General features: G+C 41.6%; 16 protein-coding genes and 1 tRNA gene. 5 read left to right on the forward strand and 12 right to left on the reverse strand.

Going from position 1 to position 18,756, the window contains the following annotated elements:
- Positions 1-19: 19 nt before the first annotated feature.
- The 3 genes from AAU57_RS04815 to AAU57_RS04825 all read left to right on the forward strand — a co-directional run bounded on the left by AAU57_RS04815 (position 20) and on the right by AAU57_RS04825 (position 3,284).
- Positions 20-1,933 carry a 4Fe-4S binding protein gene (locus AAU57_RS04815; RefSeq protein WP_055411843.1) on the forward strand — a complete coding sequence of 638 codons (1,914 nt, stop codon included), beginning with the start codon at positions 20-22 and terminating at the stop codon, positions 1,931-1,933.
- Positions 1,934-2,082: 149 nt separating this feature from the next.
- On the forward strand, positions 2,083-2,817 hold the full coding sequence (locus AAU57_RS04820; protein ID WP_156339998.1) for an SDR family NAD(P)-dependent oxidoreductase: 735 nt from the start codon (positions 2,083-2,085) through the stop codon (positions 2,815-2,817).
- Positions 2,818-2,879: 62 nt separating this feature from the next.
- A complete protein-coding gene (locus tag AAU57_RS04825) occupies positions 2,880-3,284 on the forward strand; it encodes a lysozyme inhibitor LprI family protein (protein ID WP_055411845.1) in 405 nt (134 codons plus the stop codon).
- Here the strand turns inward: AAU57_RS04825 and AAU57_RS04830 are convergent, their stop codons facing one another.
- The 11 genes from AAU57_RS04830 to AAU57_RS04880 form a co-directional block, all read right to left on the reverse strand.
- Positions 3,285-4,262 carry a YpdA family putative bacillithiol disulfide reductase gene (locus AAU57_RS04830; protein ID WP_055411846.1) on the reverse strand — a complete coding sequence of 326 codons (978 nt, stop codon included), beginning with the start codon at positions 4,260-4,262 and terminating at the stop codon, positions 3,285-3,287. It lies immediately after the preceding gene.
- An 82-nt stretch (positions 4,263-4,344) separates the two neighbouring features.
- On the reverse strand, positions 4,345-4,779 hold the full coding sequence (locus tag AAU57_RS04835) for a DUF4174 domain-containing protein (RefSeq protein ID WP_055411847.1): 435 nt from the start codon (positions 4,777-4,779) through the stop codon (positions 4,345-4,347).
- Positions 4,780-4,893: 114 nt separating this feature from the next.
- Entirely contained in the window at positions 4,894-5,733 is an 840-nt protein-coding gene (rsmA, locus tag AAU57_RS04840) for a 16S rRNA (adenine(1518)-N(6)/adenine(1519)-N(6))-dimethyltransferase RsmA (RefSeq protein WP_055411848.1), read from the reverse strand.
- Positions 5,734-5,753: 20 nt separating this feature from the next.
- Complete coding sequence (locus tag AAU57_RS04845; RefSeq protein ID WP_055411849.1) at positions 5,754-6,083, reverse strand: DUF4286 family protein; 330 nt, start codon at positions 6,081-6,083, stop codon at positions 5,754-5,756.
- A gap of 4 nt (positions 6,084-6,087) precedes the next feature.
- On the reverse strand, positions 6,088-7,878 hold the full coding sequence (locus AAU57_RS04850) for a tetratricopeptide repeat protein (protein WP_055411850.1): 1,791 nt from the start codon (positions 7,876-7,878) through the stop codon (positions 6,088-6,090).
- A 6-nt stretch (positions 7,879-7,884) separates the two neighbouring features.
- Positions 7,885-9,156, reverse strand: coding sequence for a serine--tRNA ligase (gene serS / locus AAU57_RS04855; protein WP_055411851.1), 1,272 nt, complete (start codon positions 9,154-9,156; stop codon positions 7,885-7,887).
- Between the two features lie 68 nt (positions 9,157-9,224).
- Positions 9,225-10,565: an HTTM domain-containing protein gene (locus AAU57_RS04860; protein WP_055411852.1), complete on the reverse strand. Its 1,341-nt coding sequence runs from the start codon at positions 10,563-10,565 to the stop codon at positions 9,225-9,227.
- Entirely contained in the window at positions 10,549-11,505 is a 957-nt protein-coding gene (locus AAU57_RS04865) for a bifunctional riboflavin kinase/FAD synthetase (protein ID WP_231717773.1), read from the reverse strand. Before AAU57_RS04865 ends, AAU57_RS04860 begins: the two co-directional genes overlap by 17 nt.
- A 102-nt stretch (positions 11,506-11,607) precedes the next feature.
- Entirely contained in the window at positions 11,608-12,243 is a 636-nt protein-coding gene (gene pth / locus AAU57_RS04870; protein ID WP_156339999.1) for an aminoacyl-tRNA hydrolase, read from the reverse strand.
- Positions 12,244-12,309: 66 nt separating this feature from the next.
- Complete coding sequence (locus AAU57_RS04875) at positions 12,310-12,957, reverse strand: 50S ribosomal protein L25/general stress protein Ctc (RefSeq protein WP_055411853.1); 648 nt, start codon at positions 12,955-12,957, stop codon at positions 12,310-12,312.
- Between the two features lie 28 nt (positions 12,958-12,985).
- Positions 12,986-13,927 carry a ribose-phosphate pyrophosphokinase gene (locus AAU57_RS04880; protein WP_055411854.1) on the reverse strand — a complete coding sequence of 314 codons (942 nt, stop codon included), beginning with the start codon at positions 13,925-13,927 and terminating at the stop codon, positions 12,986-12,988.
- Positions 13,928-14,056: 129 nt separating this feature from the next.
- On the opposite strand from AAU57_RS04880, the gene AAU57_RS04885 reads away from it, so the two are divergent.
- Positions 14,057-14,138: transfer RNA gene (locus AAU57_RS04885), tRNA-Leu, on the forward strand.
- A gap of 40 nt (positions 14,139-14,178) precedes the next feature.
- On the opposite strand, the gene AAU57_RS04890 is transcribed toward AAU57_RS04885, so the two are convergent.
- Complete coding sequence (locus tag AAU57_RS04890) at positions 14,179-16,410, reverse strand: ATP-binding protein (protein ID WP_055411855.1); 2,232 nt, start codon at positions 16,408-16,410, stop codon at positions 14,179-14,181.
- 297 nt (positions 16,411-16,707) lie between these two features.
- Here AAU57_RS04890 and AAU57_RS04895 point away from each other — a divergent pair, with 297 nt between their 5' ends.
- A complete protein-coding gene (locus AAU57_RS04895; RefSeq protein WP_055411856.1) occupies positions 16,708-18,681 on the forward strand; it encodes a TonB-dependent receptor family protein in 1,974 nt (657 codons plus the stop codon).
- The last annotated feature ends 75 nt before the right edge of the window (positions 18,682-18,756 follow it).

Here is an 18,756-nt window from a genome sequence, read left to right on the forward strand (position 1 = left end):
CACTTTATAAATATCATTTATGTCTGTATTTCAACGTAACATGTCGCTTACCGGCGAGCCACCTAAATCGCTCACCGCTGGTCAAAAGATCTTCACAGCCTTAGGCTTGTTTGGCTTGGCCATTTTGATTCTGGCCAATTTCAACCTGAGTTTTCCCAATAAAACGCTGTGGCTGTCCATTGCTCTAGGTAGCATATTTGCTGGGGTCGTTGGGTTTGCCTGGTCTGCATATGCTGGCAAAAGCGCAGGAATCAAGAATGATGGTGTCTGGTTCAAATCGATTTCCAGTCGTGGTTTCTGGGCCTGGTGTGCCATACTCGCATTTAGCGGATTTTATGTCATACTCTATTTTTATCCGCAGTACTTGGGACTGGTTCAAGATGGAGATAACACTGGAGTGATTGCCTTGTTTGATCCTTTGTCCTATTTTCTAAATGGTGGACCAGCGAGCCAGTGGTTTGTCTACGGTACGTTATACACGATTGCCATACTTTCCTTTGGGATCAAGTTTATCTGGAAATACCGCCACAATAGATATGAAATGATACGCACAGGTAGTGTGATGTTTTTCCAGACGGCCTTTGCGTTTATCATCCCTGAAATAATGACAGGCTTGAATCAGCCGTATTATGACTTTAAAAACATCTGGCCATTGAACTATGATTTATTTAATGGATATAAAATTGATGAGTTTTTACGTGCTGGGAATTTTGGGGTAGCGATGTTGATTTTTGGCGTGGCATCCATTTTTGTGATCACACCTATTCTCACCTACAAATACGGGAAACGCTGGTATTGTAGCTGGGTTTGTGGCTGCGGTGGTCTGGCAGAAACTGCCGGAGATTCCTTTAGACAACTATCCAATAAAAAGAAGTACGCCTGGAACGTCGAGCGATGGGTCATTCACAGCGTGGTCGTATTTGCGGTGGTCATGACGACCGCAGTAGTGTACTCATATTTAAAAGGAAATGAATCGGCGAGCAGTATAGGTAGCTGGAATGACTTTAGCAACAAAGTAGTTTTTATAGGCGCTCAAAATCAAAAACCAGTTCATGAAGTGGTCCTTGCTGCACAAGAAGCTGGTGCATCGCGTGTAGTGTATCTAGATCGCACCGAAGGTGACACGCCTATAGAATTACAGTCAACTGAAGGTGTCAACATCCCATTTGATGTGGTCAAGGAAGAAAACAACTCTCAAGGCCTTACTCAGATCATGGACCAACAACAGGCTACGTTATTACCCATGGATCGCAGTAAAGAGGATATTTTCATTGACAAGGGTACAGAAAGCGTCATTTATGATAACGTCTGGCTAAGTAAGGAATTCTTTGTTTGGGGCGTTGTTGGGTTACTGACGCTGGTTTTTGGATTGGTGTTTTTATTCCGTCGGGAGCAGCTTGCCAAAGATGCTAAAATAGGCGCCGTTGCCTACTTTGTGATTGTCATTGGACTGTTGCTTTTCACCTATACGGATGGCTCTGGGAAACTCTTTCTGTTTGAATCCTGGAAGCTCAATCAGTTCTACGGGTTTTTGATAGGCGCCGTCTTTTCTGGTGTGATAGGTACAGGCTTTTACCCCATTTTTGGGAATCGTGTTTGGTGTCGTTTTGGCTGTCCCATGGCGGCAATATTGGGCTTTCAACAGCGTATGTTCTCAAGATTTAGAATCACTACCAATGGCGGTCAATGTATCTCTTGCGGGAACTGCTCGACGTATTGTGAGATGGGAATCGACGTACGTGCCTATGCCCAGAAAGGTGAGAACATCGTGCGCTCCAGCTGCGTAGGCTGTGGGATTTGTAGTGCCGTGTGTCCACGTGGCGTCTTGAAATTGGAAAACGGTCCCATGGAAGGTCGCATCAATAGCGAGGCTGTTTTGTTGGGTCAGGATCCAGATTTGATGGCTTTGTTAAGCGATCACAAATCTGCTTAAAGAACCACTGATTTTATTTTGCAGAAAACTGTTTTGAGAGTTCGCTTTCGCGAAAGCGAATACATCATCCATCATTTTCTAGACATCAGATTTTCTAAGTTCCTTAACTGCCTTGCCTTGATTTAGTTTCTAACTTAGAAATAAAAATCATGAAAAAGACAGTCATAGTAACAGGAGCGGCCAGTGGTCTAGGTGAGGCGATCGCATTGAGATTTGGTAAAGAAGGCTATAATGTGGTGGTTTCTGACATCCAGGAAGAAGCGGCAAATAAAGTAGTAACTGCCATTCAAGATGCTGGCGGTACTGCTCATTTTATCAAAGCCAACGTTGCCAGTAAATCCGAATGCGAGAATTTAGTCAAGAAAACTGTAGAAAAATATGGTGGACTGGACGCCGCGGTAAATAATGCTGGGATAGGTGGTGAGATGGCGCTGTCTGCAGATTATTCCCAAGAGAGCTATGAAAAAGTAATCGACATCAATCAACATGGTGTTTTTTACGGTTGCCAGGCGCAAATACCAGCCATGCTCAAAAATGGCGGAGCGATTGTTAACATGTCTAGTATATTGGGATCCGTCGGGTCACCACAATCGGTAGCTTATGTAATGGCAAAGCATGCAGTCGTAGGATTGACGCAAACCGCTGCCATAGAATATGCACAAAAAGGAGTGCGCATCAACGCTGTAGGTCCAGGATACATCCAGACGCCATTACTGGATCAAATTGATGAAGAACAAAAAGAGGCGCTGGTTTCCCAACATCCTATAGGTAGATTGGGAAAACCAGATGAAGTAGCTAATCTTGTATACTGGTTATGCAGTGATCAGGCGAGTTATGTCACTGGATCCTATTACACGGTTGATGGCGGTTATACAGCGAGGTAATCTCTAGTCGAGAGGATACTTTCATATATTTAAAGAACTTTTGCCGCAATACATTTCTTACTATGAACTATTCTTTTGTTTTCTTTTTGGGTTTTGCAACTATATGTTTTGCTCAAAAAGCCGATTATAGTTCACTATTGAAAGAAATGGATAGTCTGAATCAGATTGAGCTAAATACAGGAGTTGATATGTTGAGCACCGAGCGAAACCATTTTATAAACCTACACGAGTTCATGAATGAAATTTACACTGATTTGATAGTTCAGGATGACGCTCAAACTCTTGTGGCAGATCAGTTAGAATGGAATAAATGGTATGATTTTGAAACAAATAGAATTTGGAATCCCATTAATAATTCACAATTTAATGAGGATACAGAACCAGGGCGTGATAGAAGAATGATAGCATATAGTGAACAAGCTGATTTACTTCGAAAAAGGATATTGGAACTAATAGAGAAATTCTAATTAGACCGCAGCTTTTTCTTTGGTCTTGATATCTTCTATAATCATGGTAGCATGCACACGGCTGTTTTCTATAAACCATTTATGCGTTTCTTTACCGCCACAAATAACACCTGCTAGATAAACATTCTCAACATTGGTTTCCATGGTGTCCTCATCATACTTAGGTATCATCTTGTCACCTTGCAGGTCGATTCCCATCATGGTTAGAAAGGCAAAATTAGGCTTGTAGCCAGTTAACGCCACCACAAAATCATTCTCCAGATCAATCGATTCTCCATTGTGGGAAATGGTGATTTCATCTTCTCTTATCTCGGTGATTTCTGAATTGAAGTAGGCTTTGATGCTACCTTCCTTAATTCGGTTTTCAATGTCTGGTTTTACCCAGTATTTTACTCGTTCTCCTATGGATTCACCACGTACCACCATGGTAACATCACCACCTTTACGGTAAATTTCAAGAGCAGCATCTACAGCACTATTACTGGCTCCAACGACAGCCACTTTCTGGAAGGCATATAAATGCGGATCATCATAATAGTGCGTGACCTTTTTGAGATCCTCACCAGGTAATTTGAGTTTGTTGGGTATGTCGTAAAAACCGGTTGCAATAATGATGTGTTGAGCATACCATTTTCCTTTGTCGGTGATGACTTCAAATAAGTCGTTGTTGTTCACTTTGAGGACTTTCTCAAAAAGAGAAATGTTCAGTTTATTGGAGGTAGCAATGCGGCGGTAATATTCTAAAGCCTCTTGCTTGCTGGGTTTGGCTTCTTTAGAAATAAATGGAATTTCATCTATTTCCAGTTTCTCACTGGTAGAGAAGAAATGCATGTTTGTTGGGTAGTGATACAACGAGTTGACAATAGGACCTTTCTCAATAACTACATAATTAAGCCCTGCTTTCTTAGCTTCTAGCGCGCAAGCAATACCTATAGGTCCTGCACCTATAATCAATACATCATAAATCTTTGCATCCATAATGGTAAAGATAATGGCTGATTCACAGCTAAGTCAAAAAGAAAGGTAAAAACAATCGCTAAACCTATAGTGATCTCAAAAGTTATTCTTGCCGGCGCATTTCTGCCTGTCTCATAGACATACCGTCAATGATTTCAAATAATTCTTTTGAGCTGATGGGTTCATCGCGTTCCTCTTTGACGGTGCCGTCTAGACCAATGAGTACGACTTTAAATCGATCATCCTTTTGCATGAACTCTGTAAAGAGATCTGTAGTGGCATTCCATTTTTCAGATTTTGCTCCAGTGAAATCGTTCAATCTCACCTCGCTGGGCAATACTTGATACATGAGTAATTTACGCTCTTCACAACCTGCGCTGGCTTCCTTAAGATCAGAAATCTGCTTACGGTACTCTGTAGCATCTGAACCATTATTGAATACTAGAATCAATCGGTTTTTCCATTGATGCGTTTTAAGATCTTGAGAATTCATAGTGCCTGTGATTAGGATGAGTATGTAGAAAAGAAATCTGCTCATACCATAAATGTAACCTATGAACTTGAGATCAACACGCTGCTTAACGCAGATTTAATGCTCCATCAAAGAGGCTGCTGATACGACCGTAGATCAATGTTATGACACATCAACCATTTAGGACAAGGCCTCAATTTCTGTAGTCAAATCCACAAATTCCTGAACTGATATTTGCTCTGGTCTCAAATCAAATATCTCACGTTCCCGCATGGCATCTGGTAAGTCCATAGATTTCAAGGAATTTCTTAGGGTCTTGCGTCGCTGGTTAAATGCCAATTTTACAACTTGTCTAAGCTTGTCATAAGAGCAGGAGAGCTGGTCGTGATTCGGCTTTCGCTTGAGCGATAAAACACCACTATGTACTCGTGGTGGCGGATCAAAAACTTCTGGACCTACCGTGAAGAGATATTCAGCATCATAATAAGCTTGCGTCAAAACCGATAGAATCCCATAGGTTTTTGAGCCGTGCTGCGCGCAAATGCGCTGCGCCACTTCTTTTTGAAACATCCCACCAAATTCAGGAATCTGATCCCGATTTTCAACTGTTTTGAAAACGATTTGCGTACTAATATTATATGGGAAATTACCTATGATCGCAAAAGGTTGGTCACCATAAATCTCCGTCAAATCCTTTTGCAAAAAGTCTGTTTCTATGACTTCAAAAGTTTGAGGCGTCACAATTTTTGCATGCTCAATAGGAAAGGAATGTTTGAGATACACCACAGACTCGCTGTCCAGTTCCAGTGCGGTAACCTTGATGCCTTTTCTTATGACGTGTTTTGTAAGCACACCTGTTCCAGGACCTATTTCCAGCACTTGATCGTAGCCTTTATAAGAAAGCGAGTCTGCAATCTGTATGGCGACGTTTTCATCCTTGAGAAAGTGTTGTCCCAGATGCTTTTTGGCGGTAACGCCTTTATCCTGTGTGGTGTATTTTTTAAATTGCTTTTTAGCCAAATCTTGGTTTTCTAACCTAATTAATTCATGTTTCCAGTCACTCGATATTCATCGATCATATCCAGTTCTGTCCTAAAAGAGAGCACTCTGTCACCAAATTTTTTGACGGCTTCCTGGCGCAATGCCGGTGCGTGCTTCTCATAGTATAGTTCCAGTGCCTCACGGCTGGAAGCTTTATATTGAATGGAAAAAGTACTGCTGCCATCTTGCTCTTCTACCATGACTCTAGTCAATCGAGCATCCATGAACAAGCCAGTGCCCAACACCTGTGCGATGTGCTCACGCGTCCATTCCAGCCATTCTTTTTCCAGTGATTGTGCCATGTTACTGGTCACGTTGTAAATTACCATGTACTTATATTTCGCTAGTTTCAAAATCACCTCTCAACCTGCGGTAACGACGTCTGGCATCAATAAAAAAGATACTGTCTGCATGGTTGTAGATGATTTTCTCATAAATCTTTTGAGCCTCTTCTGGTTGCTGTAATTTTTCTTCCAGCAGCATTCCCAAACGGTAGAGAGCATCGTCTGCCAGGATTCCATCGCCAAAGTTGTCTATAATCGACCTATAATTTTCTTGGGCTTTTTGCCATTTTCCATCCAGTTCGAACAGCTTTGCCTGTTGTAAAAGCGCCTCGTCTTCAATGTCGTCTCCTTTATGCTCTTGCAATAAGGCCTCGTAGAGAGATAAGGCCTCTTGGTTTTTGTTTTGATATTGTTTTAGTTCCGCTTTCGCGAAAGCTTTCAACGCCACAAACGTCGTGTCATACAAAGAGTGATCACTTATGGTCAGGCTTAATTGCATGGCGTCGTTTGCGATCAACTTACTGGTCGCACCACGCAAGACTTTGAGTTGCGTCAGGCTCCATTTAAAATCACCCTGAAAATAACTGGTACGCGCCACCTTGAACTGAGATTCTTGGGCAATTTCAGAATCTGGTAGGTCATTTTGTATCTGGCTGTATAAAATGAGGGCACGATTGAATTGCTCCTGCAACACGAGAATATCTGCCAGTAGCATTTTTACCTCTGCCTTTTGAAAGCTGGCTAGTTTTTGTTGCTCCAGCGCTGTCAACAAATCAATTGCCTGCTGGTAATCACCAGATTTAAACGCCATAAAGTTGGCATAATCCAGCTGTAGTAAAAAAGATTCTTCTGCTTTACCATACTGCTCGAGCATGGATTCATACTTAGTTTTTATTGCTGGGTAGTCTGTAACTTGGGCATTTGCCGTTTCTATTTTGAGTTGTAGCACTTGAGCGAGATATCTAATACGCTCCACCTGGCTGGTCTCAACGATGTATTCCAGAATATTTTGTGCCGCGAGATCGTCATTCTCTTCATTTGCTGTGGCGGCCAGATCCATTAGGCCAAACATATTTTCCTTAGTCCGATTATAAATCGCCTTTTCCTGGATGAAGGCCGCGTTAAAATCCTTTTGCTGCACAAACAGCCAACTCAAGATCTGATTGTACAATAGTTTAGGCTCTTTACGCAGGCGCAATAACAAAGCTTTACGTAATGCCTGGTTACTTTCTGTAGCGGCATCGTCAGTAACATACTGTGAGAACACTGCCTGAATACGCGGCACGATCTGCTCATTATTTTCCATGAGGTCGATGTATTTTTCAAACATCAACTCCAACTCACCTTGTTCACCATACAGCCTTGCGGTCTGGAAGTTGTAGTCCATACTGGGATCTACTTTCATGGTGCGCTCATAACTTTCTATGGCTTCTTTAAGAAGACTGCGTCTTTCAAATGACTGTGCAATGTTGTATCCATATTTAGGAATGGAATCAATTTGCTGTATCGCGATTTGATAATAATCGCTGGCAAGACTGTCTTTGCCTTGCAGACTGGCGTTGTAACCTTTTTCTATAGGGAACAAGAGCTTGTTGTAGGCCGTTTTTTCACCTGTGTCCAATAAACTATCTGCACGTTTATAATTTTCCAACTGTTGCTGGAAACCTACCATGCGAAATAGGATATTAAAATTCCGATTGTTCGTAGCATAAGCCTTTGCATAGATGGCATAGGCTTTTTCATATTCTCCTTGATCTGCATAGTTGTCTGCCAGTTGCAAGTTTTGGGCGTGACCCAAACAGGCAAAGGACATCATGAGAAAAAGAAAGATATACTTCATTTAGTTTTAATCTATGCGATCAAACCCGCAATAGGGAATGAGCACTTTAGGGATATTGATGTGGTCTTCTTCTTGGAAATTTTCTAAAATGGAAGCCAAAATGCGTGGTAACGCCAGTGCGCTACCGTTCAACGTATGAGCCAATTCTGTGCCATTATCACCGTTTCTGTATCTCAATTTCAAGCGGTTGGCTTGGAAAGTTTTGAAATTTGATACACTACTCACTTCCAACCATTTTTCCTGTGCGGTGCTATACACCTCAAAATCGTAAGTAAGTGTAGAGGTGAAACCTAGATCGCCGCCGCAAAGACGTAAAATTCTATAAGGCAACTCCAGTTCTTCCAAAATCCCCTTGACATGAACGACCATCGCATCAAGCGCGCTATCGCTTTGATCTGGATGCTCAATTCTCAGTATTTCAACCTTGTCAAATTGATGCAGTCTGTTAAGTCCACGTACGTGTGCTCCATAACTACCAGCCTCACGACGGAAACATGGCGTATAACCTGTCATCGCAATAGGCAGATCTTTTTGTTCCAATAAATCACCACGATATAGATTGGTAATAGGAACTTCTGCAGTAGGTATCAAATAAAGATCGTCTATACCTACATGATACATTTGACCTTCCTTGTCTGGCAGCTGTCCAGTTCCATAACCACTTTCTTCATTGACTAGATGAGGCACCTGCATTTCTTCATAACCAGCTGCGGTGTTTTTATCCAGAAAATAGTTGATCAAGGCACGCTGTAATCTGGCACCTTTTCTTTTATAAACTGGGAAGCCAGCACCTGTGATTTTATTACCTAATTCAAAATCAATGATATCGTATTTCTTTGCAAGTTCCCAGTGCGGCTGCGCGTTCCCTACCAGCGTTGGAATCGTGCCATGTTGAGAAACAACCTCGTTATCTTCATCGCTGTTTCCAGCAGGAACGCTTTCTTGTGGTATGTTGGGAATTAAATAAAGAACAGACTGCAATCCTTCAACGGCGTTGTTGAGCTGCTCGCTCAGGTCCTTTGATTTTTCCTTTAGTTCTCCGGTTTGTGCCTTGAGATTGTTGGCTTCTTCTGCCTGTCCAGATTTGAATAGATTTCCTATTTCCTTAGATAACAGGTTGCTTTTTGCCAGCGTCTCGTCCAGTTGAGTTTGCAAGGAACGACGTTTTTCATCCATCGCGATCGCTTTTTCAAAAAGCGGTGCGGCGTCGATATTTCTCTTTTTTAATGCTTTTACAAAGTCATCTTTATGCTCACGAATGGCTGCAATCTGTAACATGGGAATCGTTAAATAGTAAGTGTCAAAATTACTATTTCTATCAAGAAAAATAGCAGGCAATCACTGCTTTACTTACCTGGTGGCTTTGGACGATCATACCCTGGTGACGGTAGGATCCATTCATGGTGTTTGAACTGGTCCCATTCTGTAGCGGCGATATCGACCGTAGGATCTGTGAATTGTGAGGGACGCCTACCATTAATGCCTACTTGAGCGTCAATGTAAACCGCAATATCCTCGCCTTTTGCTTTATATTCCTGTTTTAGTTTTTGTGCAAACTGCCACATAAAATCGGGCTTACTTTGTACAGATCTCTCCTGTTTGCTTGACAAGTAATCGCTAAGATTCACAATACTTCGATCGCCTGTATCCTTATTTTGAATGATGAACGTTGCGCGACCAGTACGGCTGCGCAGCATCATGCGCCAGCTTAATCGGTGGCCTTCTTCAGTCCAGAATACGTCATCTTTTATAGTCCAGTGCCGTAGAGGTAACAATAGCATCACGGCAAGAAAAATACTTCCCGCAGCGATAATGACATTGCGATATTTTGGAACGATGATCTCGCCCTTATCATAAAATGGTTTTTTCCATAAGAACCACTGGTGCACCTTTTGTACTGAAAAGAAAAACAATAGGAACGATAGTGCCATGTATGGAAAGATCCCAATCTTGAACACCACGCTGTTGAACAAGTGAAAGAATATTGATGCCGCAACGGCGATCCATCTGGTTCTTTTCCACAATAGAAAGGGTACGATGAGTAAATCAAACGTCAACCCGAAATATTTTATCGCCTCATGCGCCCATTCATGTTGAAGGATATCCCAGTTCTTACCACGCGTACTCATTAAATATCTAGGGAAGCTGCCGTCCAACCAGTCTGGATAAAACTTGGCCACCGTAGCATATGCATACACGATCCATATCAAACCTATGATAAAGACATAGATGCCACGCGACATGTGTTCTCTTTTTATGCTTGGATCTATTGTGCTGTCCACAGATACCGACCTATGCGCTGGCAAGAAAATCATAATGTAATTGAGCAGCATCATTAGGTAGCAGTGGTTGTTGTAGCTGGATTTTTGCAACAAATACACATAAGTCCAAGTAATGGCATAGTAGGTAATGGCGATGCGGTATTTATAACCTACCATCACCATAAGACCAGCAACGCCCATGACACTGTAAAAAACATACATCCAATTGCCAGGTATCGGTTCCAAAAACTCAAAACCTATGAACGTAAACGTAAATTCTGGCTCTATAAACTGGCGTCTTACCATTCCGGTTGCAATGGATCCAAAAGCCTCACAAGCCAATAGCAACCCAAAAATGATTCTAAAAGCGACCAGAGCAGAATTATCTACCTGTTTAAACAGCCACGAATTAAGAGTTGCTCGCATAGGTTCTCGTGTTCAATTCATCTTGAGCCATGATCTTTTTTAAGTCTTCCAGTGACTCAAACTTCTCTTCATCCCTCAATCGCTTGTGAAAGAAAAGTTCCATGTCTTGGCCGTATAGGTCTTTATTAAAATCCAGGTAGTAGGTTTCTATGGTAATGCTACCATCAGATGTGGTGACCGTTGGATTTTTACCAATGTTTGTCATACCATAGACGGTCTCACCATCGATGATACTACTCGTGACATAAACGCCCAGTTTAGGTATGAGCTTATACTTTTCAGCAACCTTGAGGTTTGCGGTAGGATAGCCTATGGTACGGCCTATTTGTTTTCCTTTGACCACAGAGCCATGAATGCTAAAATTCCTGCTCAGGTACTGGTTGGCCGTCTGCACATCACCATCGTTGATGGCGCTGCGTATTTTAGTGCTACTCACCGCAACTTCATCAATTTCTTCCTTGGTGATTTCTATCAGTTCAAAACCATATTCAATCGCATCTTTGCGCAGGTCTGTGATGTTGGCACTTCTATTACGACCATAATGGTGGTCGTACCCTATAACGACCACACCAGCATTAAGTTGATCCACCAGGATATCCTTGACGTACTCCTTGGCAGATGTTCTGGAGAATTCTTTGGAAAACGGGTGTATGATCATGTGCTCCACACCAGTTTGGGCCACTAGAGCAACACGCTCATCAATAGTGTTTATGAGTTTTAGGTCATATTCTGGCTGCAGTACCATTCTGGGATGTGGAAAAAAAGTGAGTAGGATGGTCGTGAGATCTTCTGCACGGGCGCGATCCACCATCTTTTTCAGGATTTGCTGGTGACCGTAATGTACACCGTCAAATGTGCCAATGGTGACCACTGCTTTTTTTTGAGCCTGGTATTGATCAATATTTTTATAGGTGTTCAATTCACTTAAAGTTTGAGTCACTACTTGCAAAATAACGCAAAGTGTGAGGTTTAAAGTTAGCTAAAAGGCGGTTTGTTTTAGTTCGCTTTCGCGAAAGCGAATTAACCTCAAACACCACTGCATTTATTTACCGTTGTACTGGTTCATGGCGTTTGCGAGGCCACCATGTACAAAGGCCAGCGCTGCGGCAGCTGCTGTTTCTATGCGCTCCTGAAGGGATTTGCGCTCCTCATCATCCCATTCTCCCAGTACGTAATCCACCTGTCTGCCTTTTGAAAAGGCATCTGAAATCCCAAATCTCAATCGTGGATAGTTGGGCGTATTGAGCTGGACCTGTGTGTCTTTAAGCCCATTATGGCCGCCGTCGCTACCTTTTCCCTTCATGCGTATGGTGCCAAATTCCAGATTTAGATCGTCTGTAATGACTAGAATTTGCTCTTTTGGAATATTTTCTTGCTTCATGTAATACTTTATCGCCTTGCCAGAAAGGTTCATAAAGGTATTGGGCTTGAGAAGCAGTATGGATTTTCCTTTATGTGTGGTGCTGGCCACATCGCCCAGTTTCAAGGTCTCAAAAGGAACTTCTTTTTCTTGCGCCAGCTGGTCCAGAACCTTAAAGCCTATGTTATGGCGCGTTTCTGCATACTTAGCTCCTGGATTTCCCAGACCTACCAGTAGGAATTTTTTCATGTGATCGTCTTGTAGCGGTTCATCGTTGGAATTTGAATTTCCAAACCATTTGTTCCATAAGGTTTTCATGAGTCAAAAATAAAAAAGCCGTTCCAGCAATTGCGGGAACGGCTTGTATAATATTCAGGAATTGAACTATTCGTCAGTTCCTTCTTTAACAGCAGCCTCATCATTGACTTCAGTTGCTGGTACCTCATCTGCTGGTACTTCTTCATCATCGTCTGTGTCTGCGATGGCAGTTCTAGAGTTTTTCACCATCAATACCACGATATTATCGGCATGCATGATTTCATACTCATCTACTCTTAGGTCACGCACATACTTTTTGTGGCCTATCTTCATGTTTGAGATGTCCATCGTGATAAAGTCAGGAAGGTTTCCTGGAAGTGCCTTAACACGTAGTTTACGTAGGTTTCTTCTCAATACACCACCATTCAATACACCACGAGCAGTTCCTGTGCTGCGCACTGGTACTTCCATGGTTACTGGCTTGTCATCAAAGATTTGGTAGAAATCTGCATGTAGCAAAAGTTCTCTTACTGGGTGCCATTGCATATCTTGTGCGATAGCGTTGAATTTACCGTCCTTACCTAGGTCAATAACCACAAGGTGTGCATCTGGTGTGTAGATTAAGTCTTTGAACGCTTTTTCTTCTGCTGAAAAATGTATGGGCTCGTCTCCTCCGTAGATTACACAAGGTACCAATCCAGCATTACGTAGGGCTTTAGTTGCCTTTTTGCCCACGCTTTCTCTTTTAGATCCGTTGATCGTGATTGATTTCATTTTGGGTTATTTAATTATTAATCTGAAATTACATTATAAAATTATCGCTGATGGACTCGTTGTTCTGGACGCTCTTCATAACGCCAGAGAACAAGCCTGCACAGGATAGTACTCTAATTTTTTCGCTTTGTTGTCTCAATGGAATAGAGTCTGTAACGATAAGCTCTTCAAGTTTTGATTGCTCAATGCGCTCATAGGCTTTACCCGAAAGTATCGCGTGTGTACAAATCGCTCTAACGCTCTTTGCACCACGTTCCATCATTACATCTGCTGCCTTAGTAAGTGTGCCGGCCGTATCGACCATGTCATCTACTAACACCACATTTTTACCAGTCACATCACCAATCAATTCCATATGGGAAATGACATTTGCCTTTTGACGCTGTTTATAACATACCACTACATCGCTTTCCAATGTTTTAGAATATGCATAGGCTCTTTTAGAACCACCCATATCAGGTGAGGCGATGGTAAGATTATCAAGCTTTAAGCTTTTCAAGTAAGGTATGAATAGGGAAGAAGCAAATAAATGATCTACCGGTTTTTCAAAAAATCCCTGAATTTGATCTGCGTGAAGATCCATGGTAATAATGCGTGTCGCACCAGCTGCTTCCAGGATTTTTGCAATCATTTTTGCACCTATCGGGACGCGAGGTTTGTCCTTACGGTCCTGACGTGCCCAACCAAAATAAGGAATGACTGCCGTAATGTGTCTTGCGCTGGCTCTTTTTGCACCATCAATCATCAATAGTAACTCCATCAAGTTATCGCTACTAGGATGTGTGGAGCCTATCAAAAAGATGCGTCTACCTCTTATAGATTCTTCAAATGAAGGTTGGAACTCACCATCACTAAAGGTGGTGAAGTTTACTTGCCCTAGTGGTGCACCATACTCTTTTGCTATGGATTTTGCGAGATCCATGCTTTGTCTACAACCAAAAAGTTTTGCTTCAGAAATAGAATATGGCATTGTCAAAGGTTTAGGGTCTTGATTTTAAGGCTGCAAATGTAAAACTATTTTCTGTGAGGAAAGATAAAAAGCTATATAAATCGCATTGCGCATTGATATTATTTGTTACTTTTGCCAACCCAATTTTATGCCTCAGTGGTGGAATTGGTAGACACGTTGGATTCAAAATCCAATGCTGCAAGGCGTGCCGGTTCGATTCCGGCCTGAGGTACTAAAGCCGAGACAATTAAAGTCTCGGCTTTTTTGTTGCCCTATGTTTCTTGAACATCTAGTTTTTCTCTCCAGTCTAGGTGAATACCTCTTAATATAGCTTGTTGAAAATGTTTGATATCGTAAGGTTTTACAATGATGTCGTTCATGCCACTGTTGTAAATCTGTTCTCGCATTTCTTCCAGCTCTACCGCGGTAAGTGCTAAAATGGGAACTTTACTGAATTTACGTATCTCTTTAGTGGACTCTATACCGTTCATGACCGGCATGTGAATATCCATCAGAACCAGATCATAAGAGTTGTCTCTTACTTTTTCTACAGCAATTTTTCCATTGCCGGCGATATCGCACTGTACCTCAAATTTCTCAAGGATTTTTTTGGTCACCATTTGATTGATCTGGTTGTCTTCCACAATTAGGATCTTTTTCTCTTTGAGTTCGCTAACATCATAAACCTTGAGAGGCATGTTCAGCTTTTTCGCAGATTCCTGCTCGATGACCTCGTAAGTCATTGAGAAACTAAAAGTCGAGCCTTTGCCAAGCGTACTCTCTACATGTATTTCTGAACCAGAAGCGCGCAATAGTCTTTTGACAATGGAAAGGCCTAAACCAGTTCCCTGGAAGGTGATGTTTTTGCTTTCGCCTTGAGCGAACTCTTCAAATATCTGTTTTACTTTGTCTGGTGCTATGCCTGGACCAGTGTCTTGAACTGAAAATGTAATGTCGCAATGGTTATCTTTTGTAGCATTGGAGGCTATTCGAACCAGAATCCTTCCGTTTTCTGTGAACTTACAGGCGTTTCCAATAAGGTTCATAAGAATTTGTGAGAGTACCGTGCTGTTGCCCTTTACCAAATGTGGTGGCTGTTGTACATACTCAACTTCCAGTTCGTTATTGTTTTGAACGCGCAGGTATTCAAAGGATGAGGTGATGTTGTCTATAAGATCCACAAGGTTGAAAACATCGCCATGGTTCTCGAGCCTATTTTGAGAGTCTATTTTATTGAGGTGCAACACGTCATTCACTAATGCTAGAAGATAGTCTGCGGAGAATTTAAGCGATTGCAACTCTTGAAGGTTGTCCTTGTCCTTATTCTTTTCAAGGAGTATGCTGCTCAAACCGATCACTCCATATAATGGGGTTCTAAGCTCGTGACTTACGGTAGAGAAGAAATTGCTTTTGACTTTGGCGAGACGTTCTGCCTCTAGCTTTGCTTTTTCTACTTGTATGTTTTTAGTTCGGAGTGCGGTGATATAGGATTTTCTTCTTCTAGAGATATAGTAGAGGAATACAATCAAGCCTAACCCTAGCAGAATGACCCCAATAAGAATATAATTGATGATGGTGCGGTTTTGAACCTTTTCCTGTTCCAGGTCTTTTTCTAGTTGTGCTTGTGATAGGTCTTCCTGAACTTGAGCAATTTCATATTTAGCAGCAATCTTCCTGCTTTCTGAATAACTACGGTCCTTTTGATTGATGTTGAAGATGCTATCATATTTGACCATCATGGCATAGGCCATTTTGTAGTCTTGCTTTGATTCTAAGGCGGTAGCATAAATCCTGTAAATTTCTTCAAGGATTATATTGGAATGCGATTCCTCGCCCAGTTCTAATGCAATATTTAAGTTTTGAAGAGCTCGATCCACATCTCCACGAAGTAAATAGCTTTGAGCCTTAAGGCTGTACGACCTCGCTTTGTATCCTGGATTGAGATCAGAATAGCTGGAGTAGTTCATGAGAGAATCCACTACCTCATTGAATTCTTTTTTCTCACCACGTGCTAGAAGTACCTTAGCATAATCATAATAACTACCGTGAAGTCCAGAACTGTCATTTAAGGTGTGATATATCGTAAAAGCATTTTTAAAGTAATGCAGTCCCTTTTCATAAGTAGCGCTATCCTGTACATAAACCGCAGCAAAATCTGTGTAAGCATTGGCTATTTGACGACTGTCTCTGGTTTCTCTGGCATAGTAGTAGGATTTCTCAAAAGCTTCCAAAGCCTTTACAGTGTCTTCAAGAATCAGATAATCATATCCTAAATAGCTGTAAGATTCGTGAGCAATTTCTAGATTGTTGGATTCTTCGGCAAGCTTAATGGTGGCGAGGTTGTTCTTGAGCGAACCTTGAAAATCACCTTCTGAATAGAGCCTGAAACTTTCAAACATCATATCGTTTAAAAGCTCGTCTGTGGCAACTGAAGTACGCTTAGCACTATCTGAATCTACAGATTGTTGTGCCTTACCAACTGCAAAGAACAGTAGTGTTGACAAGGACAATAACCTAAAATGCAAAGCCTGCACAGTTTATGATTGAAAAGTTTAGGCCTAAATATACGCCAACATTAAGAGCAACTCTTTAGAGACGAAGAGCGTAACCGGTATTTTTTTGTTGTTGTAGAATTTTCGCACATATTTAAAACACTCAAAATCAAAGTCCCGTTAAAAAATGTTTTGAAGACTGATATCGTTGAGGTCTTATCTAAATTGCGCCTCTTTACCAATCCCAACTACTTCTTGCGTTTCAATTTTCTTTCCTCCATTTGTATATTATTAGTATCCACTTATTGTATGGCACAAGTGGATAGTCTAGAAACCATAACAATCAAGGTTCAACCAGCTATTGATCTGGAAACGGTCGGAGGAATAGTACCATTTTCTGTAGAATCTAGATCGTTCCAGACATCGAGGCAACGACTACAACAACTATCCTTTAATGAATATCTGGAAGGTATTCCTGGTCTCTTTATCTTGAGTCCGAACAATTTTTCACAGGATTTACGGATTTCCTTAAGAGGATTTGGAGCGCGATCTGCCTTTGGGATAAGAGGAATTAAGATTGTGGTCGATGGAATACCAGAAACAACTCCAGATGGTCAAGGGCAACTGGACAATCTCACGCTAGGTATTATTGATGAACTTCAAGTATTGCGAGGTCCAGCATCCCTATTATATGGAAACGCATCTGGCGGTGTTATCAATATCAAAACCGTTAGAGAAATTGACAGTTCTTTCGTTCAAGCAGGATCCACGATTGGAAATTATAATATGTTCAAGTGGGATCTTTTAAGTGGTGTCAAGCACAATAATGGAGCAACAATTATATCGCTTTCCAGAACCACAACAGATGGTTACCGAGAACACGCTGCCTTTGAAACCAATCAACTTAACATTAGATCCCGCTTTAATCTCAAAGGCTCTAGCAGTCTTGATTTCCAATTGAATTATACTGATAGTCCCGTAGCTCTCGACGCTGGTGGTTTGACCATTGAAGAGGTCAACCAGGATAGGAGACAGGCACGTTCACGAAACGTAGAGTTTGATAGTCGTGAGCAAGTTCGCCAACTCAAGACAGGAGTTTCGTTTAACAAGAGTTGGGACCAAATAGGATTTCAATCCTACGGGTTTTATTCCTATCGAGATTTTGATAATAATCTTCCATTTGAAAGTGGTGGTCAGGTGGAATTATACCGCAATTATTATGGCCAAGGCAGTTACTTGACTTATGAGACATCAGGAAATAATTACACTAATAAAATACAATTGGGCTATGCGCTCGCATTTCAGGCAGATCAACGTCAGCGTTTTGACAACGTAAATGGCGTGCGAGGTAATTCAGATTTTAATCAATTGGAGTCGTTCAATTCTTATGGGTTTTACCTCATAGATAATCTTGAGTTTTCCAACTGGAATCTACAAGGTGGTTTAAGATATGACATCAACACATTAGAGGCCGAAGACAGAACTGTCGCAGCCAATAACAGCAAGCAAAACTTGAATAGCTGGAGCGGTAGCCTTGGCGTTACTTACGAGCTTCCCAATTCCAATTACCTATATGGAAATGTATCGACCAGCTTTGAGACACCAGCGTTGACTGAGTTATCGTCAAACCCAGACGGCGCCACAGGATTCAATGAAAATCTAGATCCACAACGCGCGATAAATTATGAGGTTGGATTTAAAAATTCAGCCAGTAAGCTGCGATGGAATGCCGCATTGTTTTACATGAGAACAAGTGATGATCTTGTACCGTTTGAGATTTCCCAATTTCCCAATCGTACATTTTATAGGAATGCAGGTAGCACCAATAGGTATGGTTTGGAACTTTCAGGTGAACTGCTGCTATCAAGATCTATAACAGTAAATGGATCTTACACGTTTTCACAGTTTGAGTATGATGAATACACGCTGGACCAGAACGATTTATCTGGCAACCTCTTACCTGGCATCCCAAAACATACGGCCGCTCTAGGACTTACCTATCAAGCCAGTAATCAATTAACCATCCAGTGGAACAATACTTACCGCGGCAGCCTATTGGCTGACGATGCAAACGCTACCCAGGTGGAAGATGCCATCATCTCCAACATCAACCTAGGATATCCCATAGAATTCAATCGCGTGAACCTCACCTTGCGAGCAGGTGTCAACAATCTCTTTGACACACAGTACTTTGACAACATACGCATCAATGCCTTCGGTAATCGATATTATGAGCCAGCGCCAGGCATCAATTTTTACACTGGATTAAATCTTCGTTTTTAGGTAGGAATAAATCGGTTAGGTGTTTCTATAGACCTTCTATCTTGTTATATTTCCCTTTTTAATCTAAGTTGATTT

Origin of the sequence: Nonlabens sp. YIK11 (assembly GCF_001413925.1) — a bacterium.
In the GTDB taxonomy this organism is placed as follows: domain Bacteria; phylum Bacteroidota; class Bacteroidia; order Flavobacteriales; family Flavobacteriaceae; genus Nonlabens.